5 protein-coding genes and 1 pseudogene are annotated in these 18,339 nt (G+C 61.6%); 3 read left to right on the top strand and 3 right to left on the bottom strand.

Features of this window, described 5'->3' with window-relative positions; translation table 11 throughout:
* Positions 1-11 precede the first annotated feature (11 nt).
* Positions 12-782 (bottom strand): ABC transporter substrate-binding protein, encoded by a 771-nt coding sequence (locus BJ917_RS09835; protein ID WP_121103222.1) that lies wholly within the window; start codon positions 780-782, stop codon positions 12-14.
* Positions 783-958: 176 nt separating this feature from the next.
* Positions 959-2,227, bottom strand: a complete 1,269-nt coding sequence (locus BJ917_RS09830; RefSeq protein WP_256658535.1) for a cyanate transporter — start codon at positions 2,225-2,227, stop codon at positions 959-961.
* Between the two features lie 117 nt (positions 2,228-2,344).
* Between BJ917_RS09830 and BJ917_RS09825 the strand changes: the two genes are divergently transcribed.
* The 3 genes and pseudogenes from BJ917_RS09825 (at position 2,345) to BJ917_RS09815 (ending at position 5,100) form a co-directional block, all read left to right on the top strand.
* Positions 2,345-3,217 carry a LysR family transcriptional regulator gene (locus BJ917_RS09825; RefSeq protein ID WP_096510044.1) on the top strand — a complete coding sequence of 291 codons (873 nt, stop codon included), beginning with the start codon at positions 2,345-2,347 and terminating at the stop codon, positions 3,215-3,217.
* A 16-nt stretch (positions 3,218-3,233) separates the two neighbouring features.
* Positions 3,234-3,335, top strand: a pseudogene (locus BJ917_RS09820) (LysE family translocator); the annotation flags it as partial.
* 310 nt (positions 3,336-3,645) lie between these two features.
* Complete coding sequence (locus BJ917_RS09815) at positions 3,646-5,100, top strand: cytochrome c family protein (RefSeq protein WP_254007549.1); 1,455 nt, start codon at positions 3,646-3,648, stop codon at positions 5,098-5,100.
* Between the two features lie 1,095 nt (positions 5,101-6,195).
* On the opposite strand, the gene BJ917_RS09800 is transcribed toward BJ917_RS09815, so the two are convergent.
* A complete protein-coding gene (locus BJ917_RS09800) occupies positions 6,196-18,096 on the bottom strand; it encodes a peroxidase family protein (protein WP_121103221.1) in 11,901 nt (3,966 codons plus the stop codon).
* Positions 18,097-18,339 lie beyond the last annotated feature (243 nt).

Below are 18,339 nucleotides of genomic sequence, written 5' to 3'. Positions count from 1 at the left end.
CTTGAAATCAATCAGTTGTAAACATCAAAGGAGAAATATTTATCGGAGATCTTCTGGTAAGTGCCGTCCTTGATAATCTCGGCAAGCGCCCCGTTGATCTGTTCGCGAAGTTCATTGTCGTCCTTGCGCAAACCGATCCCTGCTCCCACGCCGAGCGTTTTCGGGTCGCGCAACTCCGGGCCGGCAAAAGCAAAATCACGTCCGCTCTCGGTTTTCAAAAAGCCCAGATCGGCCTGGACCGAGGATTGCAGCGCTGCATCCAGGCGACCGGCTATCAGGTCCTGATAAACCAGGTCCTGGTTCTGGTAGGTCGTGACGGTGACGCCCTTCGGTGCCCAGTAAGCCCTGGCATAGGTTTCCTGGGTGGAACCCTGCTCGATACCGACACGCTTGCCTTGAAGGGATTCGGGGGTTGGCAGCAGAGTGGAGCCTTTTTTCGCAATGAGACGGGGCAGGACGTTACTGATCTTGTCGGAGAAGGCGATCTGCGCCTGACGCTTCTCGGTCACGCTCATGGAGGAAAGAATGCCATCGAACTTCTTGGCCTTCAGCGCCGGGATAATGCCGTCGAATGAATTCTCGACCCACACACATTTGACCTTCAGCTTTTCGCAGATCGCGTTGCCGAGATCGATATCGAAGCCCACGAGCTGGCCATCGGGCGCCTTCGACTCGAACGGGGCGTAAGTGGGGTCGACGCCGAAGCGAATGACTTGCAAGTCTTTCGCGTAGACGCCGCTGGCGGCCAGGGCCAGAACAACTGAAACTGCGAACTTCTTCATCTTATTCTCCGTAAGCACGTGGGTATTGCGGTTATATAAATGGCCAACCCTGTATGTAACACCGCTCCCTGTAGGAGCGAGCCCTGCTCGCGATGGTCGTTAACGATTACGCGTGTTTGCTGATTAAACGCGGTGCTCTCAAGTACATCGCGAGCAGGGCTCGCTCCTACAAGTATTCATCGCACCCCTTGCATGCTGCGTCGGTAGCTTGCCGGGGCGAACTTGACCGTCAGCACCGCCATCGCTGCGAGCACCCCGATGTGCAACCACCAACCGGTGATGAAACTCCCTCCGGCGTCGCGCAGCCAGCCGATCAACCAGGGCGCACTCGAGGCGAGCAGGAAACCGATGCCCTGGACGAAGGCCGCCAAGGTCCCGGCCGCTTGTGCGTTGGGCAAGTGGTCGAGGCTGACAATCAGGCTGAGGGAGAAGAACCCGCCAAGGCCGAAACCGGCCAGTGCGACCCACAACCACGGCGCTGCAGTGGGCGCCAGCGCGAAGCCGGTGAACCCGGCAACCTGCAGCGCGATCGTCAGCCATAAGGCACCGCGCCGATCAATGCTGCGACGGGCGAGCATCGGCATCGCGAACGCCGCCGTCGCCTGGAACATCGCCAACCACGCGAGCAAGTTGCCCGAGGTTTGCAGGTTCATGTTCTGCTGTTGGTAGAAGGACGGCAGCCATGCCACCAGGCTTGAGTAGCCGCTGTTGGTGAGCCCAAAGTAGGCGGCCAACTGCCACGCGCGCCGATTCTTGAAGAAGCTGCCGGTGAGGACCGGTGCAGGTCCGCCAGCGGCTACCGGCGCAGTACGTGGCGCGCACACCAGCCAAAGCAGGAACACGGCAAGTGCCGGCAACGCCCAGATGGAAAGCCCCAGCCTCCAGCCGCCATACGCGTTCAGCCAGGTACTGGCCAACGAGCCCAGCGCCCCGCCGCCAACCAATGCCGCCGAATAGAGCCCCATCACCATCGCTATCCGATCAGCAAACCAACGTTTGGCGACACCCGGTATCAGGGCCTGGATCATCGCCACGCCGATACCGGCGATACCGGCGCTGGCAATCAACTGCGCGCCGTCCCGGACCACAGCGCGTAACCCGCACCCGAGCATCAACAGCAACAACGCACCGGCCAGCGCCCGCCGCTCGCCGAAGCGACGTGCGACACCGATGCCCATGAAGGCAATCAGGCCCATCAGCACGAAGGGCAAAGTGGTCAGCATTGCCGCGGCGCGAAAGTCGAGGCCGATGTCGGCGCGCACCAGATCGAGTACCGGCCCTACCGACGTGAGAAACGGACGCAAATTCAGGCCCAGCAACACCAGCAGTACCAATGCCGCCAATGACATCTTGTCCGTGCGTGACACGCTTGCAGCGATGCAAGCCGCCGCTGCGGGTGCTGGCTCGGCAGCCTTTTGCTGCATCAGCGTCACGTCACTGGTCATGAGATTTTCCTTGGTCATTCGGGTCAACGGGCCGTTTCAGCGGCTGTTCTGCGAGAGTAAAAGCAGGTGCTATTATTCGGAAATGAAATGTTCGAATGACTATTAGTGGGGAATGTAATGACGTCAGCACTGATCGATCCGTTGCTGCTCAAGAGCTTCGTCGCGGTGGTGGAGAGCGGCAGCTTCACGCGCGCCGGTGAACGCGTGCACCTGAGCCAGTCGACCATCAGCCAGCAGTTGAAGCGGCTTGAGGAGCAACTCGGCTGCGAGCTGGTCAACCGCAGCGGGCGCTACGTCGTCACCACCGAGGACGGCGAGCGCTTGCTCGGCTATGCGCGCCGGGTCCTGGGGCTGATGGAAGAGGTGGTGGAGGAGTTACGCAAAGGCCACGCACAGGGTGAAGTGCACATCGGCGTGCCGGAAGACTTCGCCTCGGACTTGCTGACGCCGACGCTTGGCGCCTTCGCACGGGCGCACCCGTCGATACGGCTTGAGATCAGCAGTGGGCTGAGCAACACGCTGTGGCAACAGTTTTGTGCAGGCGACTACGATCTGGTGCTGGTCAAGCAACGCCCGGGACAGGTGGTGGGGCACGCCGCCTGGCCCGAACCGCTTGCCTGGTTCGACAGCCTTAACGAGCCGACCTGTGAACGCGACCCGCTGCCTCTGGTGGTGTTTCCGGTCGGTGGCTTGTATCGCGATGAAATGATCCACGCGCTCGAGAGCGCCGGCCGACGCTGGCGCATCGGCTACAGCAGCGCGAGCCTGGCGAGCGTGCGCTCGGCAGTCGCCGATGGTCTCGGCGTCAGCGTGCTGCCCTCGCGCCTGGCATTGCCCGGCCACCGACGGTTGGGCGTGGCCGAATCCTTTCCTGAATTGACGCCGCTGGAAATCGCGCTCCACCTGCGCCCCGACGCCCCCCGCCGCGTGATCGACCTGGCCGAACAGCTGACAAAACTATGCGCCCAGGTGACCGGTCACGTCGGCTGACGCCTACCCGCCCTGTGCCAACATTCTGCGGCGCGAGAACGTCATCACGTGGATGGATCGCACAACAGGCCTGGTCTTTGTGCTGTTCGCCGCGCGGCTGGCCTTTAGCAAGCGTTGATGGGAAGTGGCGGCCACACAGCCCCCGACTTCGGAGTGAGTACCCCCAACATTGGGTACCGTCCCCCAGCCATATTCGCGCCTCGATCAGCACAAAGCTTCAGCCTCTGACCCTGCCAGCGGGATCTTCAGGCTGTCGACACATTTTGTCACATTCCTTGCAATGCAATGACCCAGTGAGCTTCTCCCGTTCCTGAAAGGTGGAACGTCGAGGAGTTGCACCTATGACCATTGGCTTACAGCAGGAAGTACCCCTGCAACTCGATGGAAGTGCTGCAGTCATCCTCTGCAACCGTCTTGGGGAATCGCTTATGAACCGCCCTGGATATATGAGTCGTCTTTTATGCTTTCTGGTCTGCCTGCTTACGGTAACGCTGGTGGCGGCCGATGAATCTCAGGGCAATGACGATCAGGCTAATGAGAAGTGGCTGGAGCCGGCGCGCTCCAAGCTCATGCACGTGACTGGCGCGATGCCTTTCTTTCCGCATCGGGCCAATACCACCGGCAACCTGGTTTTGAATGTAAAAGACTTCGACAATGCCCAGGTCTGTGGCGCTTGCCATACGGAGATCTACAAGCAGTGGCGCTCGTCGATGATGTCCCAAGCCTGGGATGAACCCATCTATCGGGCCTTGCTCAAGCGTGCAAGTGCGGCCACCGACGGGAAGGTCGATAACTTCTGCACCGGCTGCCATACCCCGATCGGTCTCACGACCGGGCAAATCACTTCGGATATCAACCGTTCCTCGGTTGAAGACAGCGCGAAAGATCATCCGATGCCCGGGGTCGATTGCGAGACCTGCCACAACATCAGCGCCCGCACGGGCCTCGATAACGGCGCTTATGTCATGAGCCCTCGAGCGCACGGTAAACCGACCAAGTTCGGCCCGCGCAAAGATGCCGTTTCGCCCTATCACGACACCGTGTATTCCGCCCTGCACACGCGCTCGGACTTTTGCGGCACCTGCCACAACGTCACGCACCCCTTCAGCAGCGTGGCGGTCGAGCGAACCTATGACGAATGGCAGGAGAGTTCCTACAGCCTTAACGATGTCACCTGCCAGAGCTGCCATATGCCGGGTTTTGCGGGTAAGGCCGCGATCATGGGGCCAGACCGCGAGAAGGTCGCCTCGCATTGGTTCAGCGGCGCCAACGCCATGATGCTCCAGCATCTGGGCCAGGACGCGGGCGCGCAACGCGGGCGCGACATGCTCTCGAGCGCGGGGGAAATAAAATTCCAGCCACTGCCGGCCGCCATCATTCCCGGGCAATACACCTCGGTATCCGTGAAAGTTGCCAACGTCGGCGCCGGGCACAAGCTGCCGACCGGCTTCCCGGAGGGACGGGAAATGTGGATCGATTTCCGGGTGCTGGATGCCAGTGGTCGCGAGCTCTATCGGCTCGGCACGATCAAGGACGGAAAGACCGAGGACAACACACGTAATTTCAAAGTGCACATCGGCGACAAGGACGGCAATCCGTTGGACGTCGAGGTCTGGAATGCCACGCAAATTCTCTCGGACAACCGCATTCTGCCCAAGGGCTACGCTATCGAGGACTTCAACTTCCTGGTGCCGGCCGATGCCGTCGGGCCCCTCACCTTGTCTGCCGAACTGAACTACTGGCCGTTTTCACAGAAGCTGGCCGACTACCTGCTGGGCAAGGATAAGTTGCACGTGGAAATCACCCAGATGGCCAAAGTCACACAGAGCATCCCCCTGTCGACAAACCTGGCGGCTGTCGGGGCAGACACTGCACACAATTAGCGGCGCGGGTGGCCTGCTAACGTTTTCAACCTGCTTCTGTAGGAGCCGGCTTGCCGGCGAAGGCGTTTTCGCTGGCGCCGCATGACTCACGGTCGTCTTCGCTGGCAAGCCAGCTCCTACAGGTGTTGTGTCAAACCCACGCCTTTCAATCATCCCCGGCCTTTTGTAGGAGCTGGCTTGCCAGCGAAAGCGGTCTGCCAGCCAACACTGATGTTGACCGTGCAGCCGTCTTCGCTGGCAAGCCAGCTCCCACAGGCTTTGCGTCTAGCCCACGCTTTTTCAATCAACCCCGGTCTTTGTAGGAGCTGGCTTGCCAGCGAAAGCGGTCTGCCAGCCAACACTGATGTTGACCGTGCCGCCGTCTTCGCTGGCAAGCCAGCTCCTACAGGGGGAATGCGTACATTCGTGAAAACAGGTCGGCTGTCAGGCCGCCTCGCGTTGCTTTGGCTTTTGACTTACTTGCCCCATCGAGAGGCCGAGTGGAGGTTCTGCGCAGTGGGCAACCCGGCATGGATGCCGGGTTAGCCGCCCCCGGCCATGGATGGCCGATGGCGGCGGGCCCACGGAGCAGGACCGGAAGGAGGGCATGCCGAGCCTAGGCGAGGCACCGAACGACAGGGGCAAGAGCCCTTGGTTACTTGGGGCTCTTCCAAGTGACTCGCCGTAAGGGCGAAACCCTAAGTGGCCGTTACCGCAGGAACGGATATGTACACCATCAAAAAATATGTCGCCTGACACAAAGTCTTCGCGAGCAGGCTCGCTCCCACAAGGGGATCGAGTACATCCGCGAGAATCAAGTCAGCTGTCAGGCAAGTCGAATCGCCGCACCGTCGCTCCCACACTTGAACTGGGTACACCTACGACAGCCAGGTCAGCTTGACCCGAAATCTGCACGTGCTCGGTGAGGTTCAAGACGGTATCTACAGATGTTTTCCACGCGCTTGTGTATAGGCCCGCTTCCGCGCCCGCATGAGATGACGCCACGCAAGCTGCAAACCGAGTCCAAACGAACGGCCAGCTTTCATAAAAAAAGGGAGGGCATCCAATGCCCTCCCCCCTCTGCTTACGCTCCCTGCGACTTTACTGATCAGGACCTCAAGTAGCCAGAATGAAGTCCGTGGCAGTGACCGTTGTTGCGTCGGCTACACCTACCAGGCGGATGGAGTCAGCGCCTCCGAAGCTGACCAGGGTATCCGCACCGACATCAGCGATGGTGACGCTGCCGGCAAAGGTCGCCGCCGTGATGTTGAACGCGGAAATATCGAGCCGGTCCTGGCCTCCCGCCGCGTTGGCATCGAAGCCGATGATCCGATCGGTCCCGAAGCCCGCTGCGAACAGGAAGACATCGTTGCCATTACTGGCATCCATGATGTCGTTGCCGGCACCGCCAGTGACCGTATCGTTGCCGGTACCGCCATCGATCTGGTCATTGCCGATGCCACCCAGCAATGTGTCGTTACCGACACCACCGAGCAGCGTGTCATTGCCATCGCCACCCTGGAGCAGATCGTTACCGATACCGCCATCCAGGCTGTCATCCCCCAGCCCGCCGAGCAGCGTGTCGTCGCCTACCCCACCATTCAACGTATCATTCCCGTCACCGCCGTCGAGGCTGTCATCGCCAGTGCCGCCGTTCAGGGTATCGATGCCAATGCCACCGAACAGTTGGTCGTTACCGGCGTCACCATTGAGCGTGTCATTACCGCCGTTGCCGGTGAGGATGTCATCGCCGTTGTCACCACTGAGGTTGTCATTGCCTGCCCCGCCGGTGATGACGTTGTTCACCAGGTTACCGTTGCCAATGAAGTTGCCAACGCCTGTGAAGGTCAGATTCTCGACATTGGCAGCCAGCGTGTAGCTGGCCAGCGACGTCTGCGCAGTATCCGTACCGCCACCCGCCACCTCGACCACCACGTCCGCGGTTGTATCGACGATGTAGGTGTCGTTACCGGCGCCCCCTACCAACCGGTCAGCACCCGCACCGCCATTGAGGACGTCGTTGCCGACCCCGCCGGTGATGGTGTTGGCCAGCGCGTTACCGGTCCCGGTGAAGTTACCCGCACCGGTATAGGTCAGGTTCTCGACGTTGGCAGCGAGCAGGTAGCTGGCCAGGCTGGTTTGCACCAGATCGGTACCGCCACCCACCGCCTCGGTGACTGTGTCACCGACGTTGTCGACCACAAAGGTGTCGTTGCCGGCACCGCCATTCATGACATCCGCACCCAGCCCACCGTTGAGGATGTCGTTGCCGTCCCCGCCATTGAGGACGTCGTTACCGACCCCGCCGGTGAGGGTGTTGGCCAGCGCGTTACCGGTACCGGTGAAGTTACCGGCGCCGATATAGGTCAGGTTCTCGATATTCGCACCCAGGGTGTAGCTGGCCAGCGCCGTCTGCACGGTATCCGTACCGCCACCCGCCCCCTCGACCACCACGTCCGCGGCGGTATCGACGACATAGGTGTCGTTGCCGACTCCCCCCACCAACTGGTCAGCCCCCGCACCGCCATCAAGGACGTCGTTACCGACCCCACCAGTGATGGTGTTGGCCAGCGCATTACCGGTCCCGGTGAAGTTACCCGCGCCGGTATAGGTCAGGTTTTCGACGTTGGCAGCAAGCAGGTAGCTGGTCAGACTGGTTTGCACCAGATCGGTACCGCCACCCACCGCCTCGGTCACGGTGTCACCGACGTTGTCGACCACGAAGGTGTCGTTGCCGGCACCGCCATTCATGACATCCGCGCCCAGCCCGCCATTGAGGGTGTCGTTGCCGTCCCCGCCATTGAGAACGTCGTTACCGCCCCCGCCGGTGATGATGTTGTCCAGCGCATTACCGGTACCGGTGAAGCTGGCCGCACCGGTATAGGTCAGGTTCTCGACGTTGGCTCCGAGCACATAGCTGGTCAGACTGGTTTGCACCAGATCGGTACCGCCACCCACCGCCTCGGTCACGGTGTCACCGACGTTGTCGACCACATAGGTGTCGTTACCGGCACCGCCATTCATGGCATCCGCGCCAAGCCCGCCGTTGAGGGTGTCGTTGCCGCCCCCGCCATTGAGGGTGTCGTTACCGCTCCCGCCGGTGAGGACGTTGTCCAGCGCATTACCGGTACCGGTGAAGCTGGCCGCACCGGTATAGGTCAGGTTCTCGACGTTGGCTCCGAGCACGTAGCTGGTCAGACTGGTTTGCACCAGATCGGTACCGCCACCCACCGCCTCGATGACGGTGTCACCGACGTTATCGACCACAAAGGTGTCATTGCCGGCACCGCCATTCATGGTATCCGCGCCGGTCCCACCGTTGAGGGTGTCGTTGCCGTCCTCGCCATTGAGGACGTCGTTGTCGTCCCCGCCGTTGAGAATGTCATTGCCGGTGCCGCCCAACAGCTGGTCAATACCGCCCAAGCCGTTGAGCGTATCGTTCCCGCCCAGGCCACTCAGTACATCGTTACCCGCGCCGCCCGTGAGGGTGTTCGGGCCACCGTCACCCGTCAGCACCACGCCAGGCGGTAGCACAACCGCCGCCGTCGCTGCAGAGGTCACCGACTCCAGCGTGCCGAAGCCATCGGTGTAGCGCACGATCACCCGCAGTTGCAGATTGTTCTGCGCCGACCCAGGGGTGAAGGTCGCAGCGGTCGCACCGTTGATGTCGGTGAAGGAAGCGCCGATACCTTGCTGCCATTGGAAGCTGAAGGTGCCCAGCCCATCGACATCAGCAATCCCGGCCGTCAGCGCGGTCAGCACCTGTCCTTGTTCCGGTGTCGTATCGCTGATCAGCAACGCGCCTGTCGGTGCATCGTTGACGTTGGCCACCGGATCCGAAGGGTCGGATGCAATGCTTTCGGCCACACCGAAGTTATCCACGTAACTGACCACCACACGCACCTGGTTGCCGACCTGAGCCTGACCCAGCGTGAAGGTGCTGCCGGTAGCGCCGGGGATGTTGACGAAGCTGACCCCGTTGGTCGCCTGCCACTGGTAGGTGAACTGCGGATTGCTGAGGCCATCGGCATCGACGATGCTCGATGTGTTAGCGGTCAACACCTGGCTCTGCGCCAAAAGCCCGGTGACGGTCGGCCCTGCGGTCGGTGCGCTATTCCCCGCCGAGTCGACGATCTCCAGCGTGCCCTTGGCATCCTGATACACCGCCCGGACGCGGATGTTCAGACCTGCAACATCGTCCGCCACCCGGTAGGTGGTGCCGATCGCCCGCGATACCTCGCCGGCGGCGACAAAGGTGATGTCTTCAAAAACACCCGAGCCCGGAATGTTTTCCACCTGCCAGTAGTAAGCCACCGCACCGGTAACCGCACCGGTCGGATTGGCCCCACTCGCGTTGTCCGCGTCGAATACAGCCTGATCGCTGACGCGCAGCAGTTGGCCGGCGACAGGCGTGTCGTCACGCGTACCGGTGGCATCATCGAGGATTGCCAGATGCCCCGATGGGCCTGCGTTTTGGGCGGTGCCCACGCCGGACGACTGCGCAACGTCAGCGAACTGCAGACGCTCGATGCCCGTCAGGCGATCAACACCGTCACGCCCCGCCACCAGGTCGGTCACGATGACGGTATTGCCCTCGACCACGACGCTGTATTCCGACGCATTACCGGAGAACAGCGCAGTGTCGTATTTGTCTTCGCCGGTCAGAATCTCCCGCACGATGACCAGTTGGCCTGGGTTGTAGGTGCCGTTGAGCATGAAGGGCACCATCGGTTCCATGCTGTCGAAGGAGGCGATTTCCGGGCCAGTGCCATCCGCGTTCGCCCGTACGCTGATGCGTACGTTCAGCCACTTGTCACCGTCGATGATGTCGTCACCACCGCGACCTTCGATGAGGTCGCTGCCGCTGCCACCGAGGATGATGTTGCCGCCGTCGTAGAACGTCGCTCCGGCTGGCAGCAGATTCGCCAGGCCGTTGATCAGGCTGATGTTGGTCAGCACACTGCCGGTTGCCCCCGCGGTGGGTAGCGATGTCGCATCTTCGTTATCACCGCGCAGGAAGTCACCGTGTTTCGAACCCGACAAACCTTCCATGATGTCGAAACGCACCAGCGCCGAGGCCCCTGAACCCGGTACCGGCGGTACGTCGAAAAAGCGATCGCTGTAATCGATGGTCACGCCCTGGGTGAGGTCCTTGAAGGTCGCCCAGTCATAGCCGGAGCCGCCGATATAGCGGTCACCGAAGCCGAGACTACCGACCATGATGTCGTCGCCGCCTTCACCGTTGAACTTGTCGTTCTCGTTGCCGCCAATGAAGACATCGTTGCCGATCACCGGGTCGTTGCCGAGCGGGTCGAAGTTGTCGCCAGGCGCACCGTCCGAGGTGCCCTTCTCGATCCAGTCGTCGCCTTCGTTACCCATGTCCTGCTCGTTGGCCTTACTACCCAGGATGAAGTCGTTGCCCTGGCCACCAATGGCTTCGGAGGCGTCCTCACCGGTCACGATGAAGTCATTGCCGAACCCGCCAATGATCAGGTTGATGCCGTTGCCTCCGTGCAGCACGTCGTTGCCGTCGCCGCCCTGGATGTTATCGTCGCCGCCCATGTCAGTGATGATGTCGTCGCCGGCGCCACCACGCAGCTGGTCGTTGCCGTTACCCCCTTCGATGCGATCGTTGCCGGCATCGCCCCAGACCGTGTCATCGCCACCCCCGGAGACGAGGATGTCTTTGCCGTTGGTGCCGCCCATCACAATGTGCTCATCACCCGAGTACCGGATGTAGTTGGTGTCCGGCCCCACCGTCAGCGGGTTGTCGCGGAACACCACCTGATGATGGTTGTCGTCAAGCGGATCGGCGTTGCCCACGCCATCGTTGTACTGCTTGCTCTGGTCCACTTCCAGATAGAACGTCGGGTCCGAGAACACCAGGCCTGGCAAGTGCGTGGCCGAGGTGTTGGCCATGATCAGCTTGGCGAACGAGTTGCTTTCCAGTTCGGCATTCATCGACAGGCCAGAGGTACGTTCCAGGTAATAGAAGCGGTCGCCGTCCTGGAGTTTTTCCAGCTGGTTCTCGAACACGAAGTTGAAGGTCGTGCCGAGCATGCCGCCGAACGGCGTTTTCGCTTCGGCCAGGCCGCCGATCCAGAGATCGATGGCATCGACACCCGTGATCGTCACACCCTTCAGGTCATCGGCAGTCCCCATCTGCCCGTCCTTGCCGGCCAGGGTTACGTTGGCCCAGGAACCGCTACCGTTGAGGAAGTCCAGGCGGTCAGCCGGTGCACCCGAACCGCCAAAGACGAGCGCCATGGCTGCATCGCGCTTGGCTTCCATCGTGGTCGCCGCGAGGATCGACTGATGCGTGCCATAGGCCGCAATGAAGTTGATCAACGACTCCGGATGCTTGAGGTGCTGCACCAGGTCGACCCAGCTGGTGTACGGCTTGAGTTGGGAATCACCGGTTTGGCTGTAGATGTCGCGGCGGATCGCATTGAGCGAGGGAATGCCCACGTCGCGGCCACGGGCGATGTTGAGCGCCGGCAGGTCGAGCGGCAGGCCCAGCAGGTTATTACGCAGCGCCTCGGTGACGAACTCATCGATTTCGTTACCGGCTTGCCGAGTCACCCCACGGATGATTGCACTGGTCGCATCCTCTGGCGTCAGCCCACTGGCGGCATACGCCAACGGGTTGAGGAACGCCGCAATCAAGCCGATTTGCTGATTGGGATTAGCGCTGTGCGGATCGCCCACCACGTTGTAATTGGCGTCGAAGCGATCAACGGTCTCGGTCAGCATCGAGTGGCCAAACCGGTACACGGTGTGGGCAAACTCGGCGACGATCGAGGCATCGAGGTCGACGTCATAGACCTGGGTCGGTGCGAAGAACAGGTCGACCCTGGGTTGGATGGTCCGTGCAAACTCCTCGAACACCAGGTGCTGATACTGCATCTCGGTGCCGAACTTGGCCGCCTGGAACAAGCGCTCGCCATTCCACACCAGCGCATCGATCTCCGCCTGGTTGACGGGCAGCGCGCTCACCGGATTGAGCAGCCACTCGTTGAGGAAGGCCACGTCATGCGAATCGAGCACAGTGTCCTTGGTCTGTGCGACAAGCCGATTGTGCTCGGCGTGGAAGATCGCATGCACCGCCGTCAGGCCGATGTTCTCATTGACCCGTCCGTCGCCAGCGATGTAGTGCGCATCCAGCAACTCGTTGTCGTAGGTCAGGTTGGCCCCGGTCTGCGGGTTGAACGGCTGTGCGTTGCCGGTATCGTGATCGGCGTCAGGCGCGAGCACGCCACCGCTGAACACAGGTACGGCATTGTTGTTGATGTCGACGAGGAACTGGTGACCGGTGCGTACCGCATTGGCCAGGCTGATCGGGGCAAGCGGATTGCCTTCGACCAGGGTGTCATCCGCCGTGCCGGCGAGACCGTCAAGCCCCTTCATCACGACCATCGGGAAGCCGTGCGGCCCCTTGATGAAGTTGCCGTATGCGTCGGTCGCCAACAGTGGCGCGTTATCGACATCGGCATCGGTAAGGTGGATGCCCAGGACGTCGTTGGCCTGCGCCTTGACCACCTTCCAGGTTGCCATGCCACCGATCTCGGTGTCGTCGCCGGTGCCGTACTTGCCATCGGCGCCCAAGTCACGGTTGGTGATCAGCTTGCCGGTCGCGATGGGGCCGTGGTCAGTCAGCTGATAACCGCGCAGGAAAACCTGGTGCGATGGGTGCGAGCTGTAGGTCTGGTTCTGATCCACGAACGGCGTGGTGCTGTTGGTGTGCTCATGAATGTCGTCGGCCGTGCCGAGCAAACCATCGGCCCCTGGCAGGTTGGTCGCGCGGGTCAGCACCATGAAGTTGGTGTGGCCGCCCGGCACATACAGCGGATCATCCGGTTGCAGCGGGATGTAGACAGTGCCTGAACCGCCCTTGGTGACCAGGTCCAGACCATGGTCGAAGAACTGCCCGAAGAAGGTCATCCAGGCGTTGAACGGCGCGGACAATCCCGCATCCGCCGTGGTGTTCTCGAACAGGTACACGTCGTGGTCGTCGGCAGTACCGAACTGACCATCCAGACCGGGGCTGGCGACTATCCGTACGCCATCCTTGAGCACATCGTCGTTACCCGAACCCACCACGCCGAAGTCGAGATGACCGTTGGCACCCACGTCATGCGCCGTGGCATAGGCCGCCGGGTTGTTCGCCGTCTGGTCGACGATCAGGTTACTGATGGTGCGCGGCTGCGAGTCAAACACAGCACCGCTGTTCTGCGCATAGGACGACCCCGGGATGGCCGGCGAGCCGGGGCCGAAGAAGCCGGCAGGGGCACCTTCCGCCGGATTGAACACCGGATCGCTCAAGCGCGGGAAGGTGTTGTCGGCGGCACCATACTCGGTGTGGTTGTTGCCGTTGAGGTTCATCAGGTTGTTGTTCGACCCGTCGACCGCACGCAGGCCCAGCGGCGCGCGGATGTTCGGGATCAGCGAGAGGATGTCCTGTCCGGCCGCGTCCGCCTCGGCAATCTTGATCTGATCAAGAATGAAGTTGAGGTCGGAACGGACCATGTGCAGGCCTTCGCCACCCGCCGTGGCGTCGACTACAGGTACCGGCGCCGTTGGCACGACCGGTGCGCCGGGAGCCACCACGGCCGTCGGCTGCGAGAACACCACTTCAGTGGTGCCATGACCATCCTGGTAGATCGCCTTGACCCGCAACGACAAACCGGCGAGGTCAGGAGAGACCTTGAACCGGGTGCCGTCGGCACTTTGGAAGGCCAGGTCACCGGCCGGCAACAGGATGATGTCCTCGAAAACGCCACTGCCTGGATTGGCCTCGAACTGCCAGTAGTAGGACACCGAGGAATTGTTGATCGAACCCAGTGGATTGCCCGCCGTAATGTTGTTGGCATCGGTCACCCCGGCCACGCTGACGATCAGCGTGTCGCCCACCGTGATCGCTCCGCCGTTTCCATCGGTGATGGTCGGACTGCCCACCGGTTCTGCGTTCAGCCCCGGCACCAGCACCTTCTGGGAATCGGCGAACTGCAGGCGTTCGATATGCAGCAGGGTATCGGTGCCGTCGCGAGCCGCGACGGTGTCGGCCACCGTCCAGACATCGTCCGACAGATCGTCCGTGCCACGGGTGTCCTGGGTCACCACGTACTCGGACTGGCGCCCAGAGAAAATCGCGGTGTCGAAGGCGTTCCCGCCCGTCGAGGTCCCGGGCAGGATTTCCCGCACGGCCTTGAGCTGACCCGGGTTATAGGTGCGATCCAGCATGAACGGAATCATGTCGACCATGCTGTCGAAGCTGGCGATCTCAGGGCCGGTATGGTTGACATCACCCGGGGCATACACCGCAATCCTGACGTTGATCCATTTGTCGCCGTCGATCAGATCATCGCCACCGCGGCCTTCGATCAGGTCACTGCCATTGCCACCGAGGATGATGTTTCCGGTGGCAAAGCCGGTGGTCGGCAGGCCGGCATCGGCCAGGAACTGCGCCAGTCCGTGGATCAATGCCACATTGGTCAGCGCACTGCCCGTGGCCCCCCCGTGGTTGACGATAGTGACAGCATCCACATCGTCGCCCTTGAGCACATCGCCGTATTTCGAACCGGACAAGCCTTCGACCTCGGCAAAGCGGTCGAGGATCGAGGCCGGCGAGGCACCGACCGGATTGAACACCCCGGCGTTCTGGTTTGGCGCGTTGCCGTGTGGCTGTGCCAGCGCGGCCAGGCTCAGGTCAACGGTCACGCCGACCTTGTCATTTTTGTAGGTCACCCAGTCGAAACCGGACATGCCGTCCATCTTGTCCTGGGCATCGCTGCCGACAAAGATGTCATCGCCGCCCTCGCCGATCATTTCGTCGAAGCCACCGCCACCGATAAAGATGTCGTTGCCGATCACATCGTCATTGAGCAACGGCGAGAAGTTATCGCCAGGTGCACCGTCCTGGGTGCCCTTCTCGATCCAGTCATCGCCTTCGTTGCCGGTCGGTGGCAGGTTGGTCTTGGCACCGAGGATGAAGTCGTCGCCCTGGCCGCCGAAGGTGGTAGTGATGTCTTCGGTGGTGACGATAAAGTCCTGACCATCGCCGCCGAGGATCAGGTTGCCGGCCGCCAGCATGCTGCCGGCGATGATCACGTCGTTGCCGGCATTGCCTTCCAGGCGGTTGTCGCCGAACGAGTCGGTGATGATGTCATCGCCCGCGCCACCGAGTACCGCATCGTTCCCGGCACCGCCTTCGAGAATGTCGTTGCCGCCATCGCCATAAATGGTGTCATCGCCGTCTCCGGAAATGATGATGTCGTTGCCGGCGGTACCACCCAGCACAACATGGTCTTCACCGGTGTACTGCAGATAATTGCTGTCTGCACCAGGCGTGTTGGGGTTGTCGCGGATCACCAGCGGCACGATTTCCACGCCGTTGATCATGATGCCGCCCGTCGGGTCGGCGTTACCGTGCGCGCCCAGGCCCGTGAACTGATTGGCCTGGTTCACTTCGAGGGTGAACGTGGGCGTCAGGAACACGGTGTTCGACAGGTGGGTGACATCGCTGTTGAGCATGATCAGCTTGGCAAAGGAGTTGTTCTCCAGCTCCGTGCCGAAGTTCAGGCCCGCGGTACGCGACAGGTAATAGAAGCGGTCGCCGTTCTGCAACGCTTCCAGTTGGGTTTCAAACACGAAGTTGAAGGTCGAGCCGAGCATGCCGCCGAACGGCATTTTCTGCTCGGCGAGGCCACCGACCCAGAAGTCGATGTCGTCCACACCGGTGGTGGTGACGCCATTGACCATGGCGTAGATGCCCCTACTGTTCAGAAAGTCCAGGCGATCTGCTTCAGTGGCGGTAAAGGTACGTTCATCGGCAGTGCCGACGTTGATCACCGCGCTGCCGCCAAACACCAGGGCAGCGGCGACCGCACGCATCTCGACCAGCGTATCCACATCGGCCGCCGTCAATGCCCCGTGGGTGCCGAAGGCCGCGATGAAGTTGACCAGCGACTCGGGATGCTTGAGGTGGTCCACCAAGTCAGCCCAACTGATGTACGGCTTGAGTTGGCTGTCGCCGGTGGCTGCGTACATCTCACGGCGCGCTTCGTTCAAGGTAGGGATGCCGGTGTCGCGACCGCGCGCCAGGTTCAGCGCCGGCAAATCGAGCGGCAGGCCGAGCAGATTGTTGCGCAGTGCTTCGGTGACGAACTCGTCGATCTCGTTGCCGAGTTGGCGGGTGACACCGCGAATGATCGCCCCGGCCGCTTCGTCCGCAGTCGCCCCGCTGCCGGCGAACGCCAGCGGGTTGAGGAAGGCCGCGATCAGGCCGAGTTGCGAGTCCGGGTTGTTCGGGTCAGTGAGCAGCGGATTGAACTCGGGGTCGAAGCGATCGACCGTCTCGGTCAGCATCGAGTGACCGAAGCGGTACACCACGTGGGCGAACTCGGCGAGGATGGCCGGGTTGATCGAGGTGTCATAACCGTTGGGGGCCAGGAATCCGTCGACCTGCGGTTGAACGGTCCGCGCGAACTCTTCGAACACCAGGTGCTGGTACTGCATCTCGGTACCGAACTTGGCGGCCTGGAACAGCCGTTCGCCGTCCCACACCAACGCGGCGATACCGGCAGGTGTGGTCGGTATCGCCGCCACGTCGTCCACCAGCCATTCATTAAGGAAGGCCAGATCGCCGGCGGCCAGAATGGTGTCCTTCGATTGCTGCACCAGGCGGTTGTGCTCGGAGTGGAACACATGGTGCACGGTGGTCAGGCCGATGTTCTCGTTCACCCGGCCGTCACCGGCAATGTAGTGGGCGTCGAGCAGTTCGTTGTCATAGGTCAGGTTGTTGCCACCTGCGTCAACGGCCTGCGCATTGCCGATATCGGTGTCGCCATCCGCCTGCAGAACCCCACCGACGATGACCGGTGCGGCATTGTGGGCGATGTCGTCGAGGAAGCCATGCCCGGTGCTCACGGCGTTGGCCAGGCTGATCGGTGCATCCCGATTGCCTTCGATCAGTTGAGTAACGTCATCAGCGGTCCCGGCAATCCCGTCAGCACCGTTACTGAAGCGCATCACCACTTGGGGCATGCCGCTCGGGCCCCGGATGAAGTTGCCATACGCATCGGTGGCCAGCAGCGGCACGTTGTGCACATCGGCGTCGGTCAGGTTGATACCGAGAATGTCACGGGCCTGGGCCTTGACCACTGCCCAGGTCGCCATGCCGCCGTTTTCGCCGTCGCCATCATCGGCGGTGCCGAACTTGCCATCGGCGCCGAGATCGCGGTTGGTAATCAGGCGCCCCGTTGCCACAGGGTCACCGGCCGCGTTGAGGACGTACTCGCGCAGGAACACCTGGTGCGAAGGGTGTGAGCTGTAAGTCTGGCTCTGGTCTACAAACGGCGAGGTGGTGTTGAGCTGGCCATCATCGGCAGTGCCGAGTTGTCCGTCCGCACCGGGGGTATGCACGGCGCGTGGCAGCACCATGAAGTTGGTATGGCCGCCCGGTACGTACAAAGGATCGTCCGGCTGCAGCGCAATATAAACGATATCGTTACTGCTCTTGGTGACCAGGTCCAGGCCATGGTCAAAGAACTGGCCGAAAAAGGTCATCCACGAGTTGAAGCCGGCGGTCAGGCCGACGTCCGGCGACACGTTGGGGATGAAAAACACTTCCTTGTCATCGGCCGTGCCGAACACCCCATCCAGACCGGGGCTGATCACCGGATCGGCACCGCCGTTCGCCGCGACTGCAGCCGGGTTGTGGGCGGTCTGGTCGACGATCAGGTTGCTGATAATCCGTGGCTGCGGGTCGACCACATTCCCTGACGCGGCATAGGCCGCTCGATACTGGGCATCCAGCAGGCGCAGGAAGGAATTGTCCGAGGCGCCAAACTCACTTTGCCCGGCGACCAGGTTGTTGTAGCTGCCATCGACGGTTCGCAGACCGAAGGGCACCTGACTGTTGGGTAGCAAATCAATGAGGCTGGCGCCGTTGGCGTGCGCTTCTGCAATGAAGATTTGCTTGAGGATGAATTCCAGGTCCGACTTGTTGAAATTGGCCATTTTACATTGTCCTCGATCTATCTGGGGGTAAGGCGCGGGACGACAGAATCCGCCCGCGCCCAGTCAGGTGCTGACTTGCGCAGTGTGTTGATTCAGTTTTTTGGCGAGAGCAGGCGTGGATCAGGCAAAGCCGTCACCTGGCGCCCGGTAATGCGCGCCTGGAATTCGCAAAAGGAATGGCTCGCTGAGCGATTAGGCAGAGCGATGCCAGGCTGTCGGTGGGCCATGGCATCTGGAGGTCGA

Origin of the sequence: Pseudomonas sp. WPR_5_2 (assembly GCF_003634475.1) — a bacterium.
Lineage (GTDB): Bacteria > Pseudomonadota > Gammaproteobacteria > Pseudomonadales > Pseudomonadaceae > Aquipseudomonas > Aquipseudomonas izuensis.
Note: the sequence above shows the minus strand (reverse complement) of the source record. Positions and strands in the feature narration are given on the sequence as shown.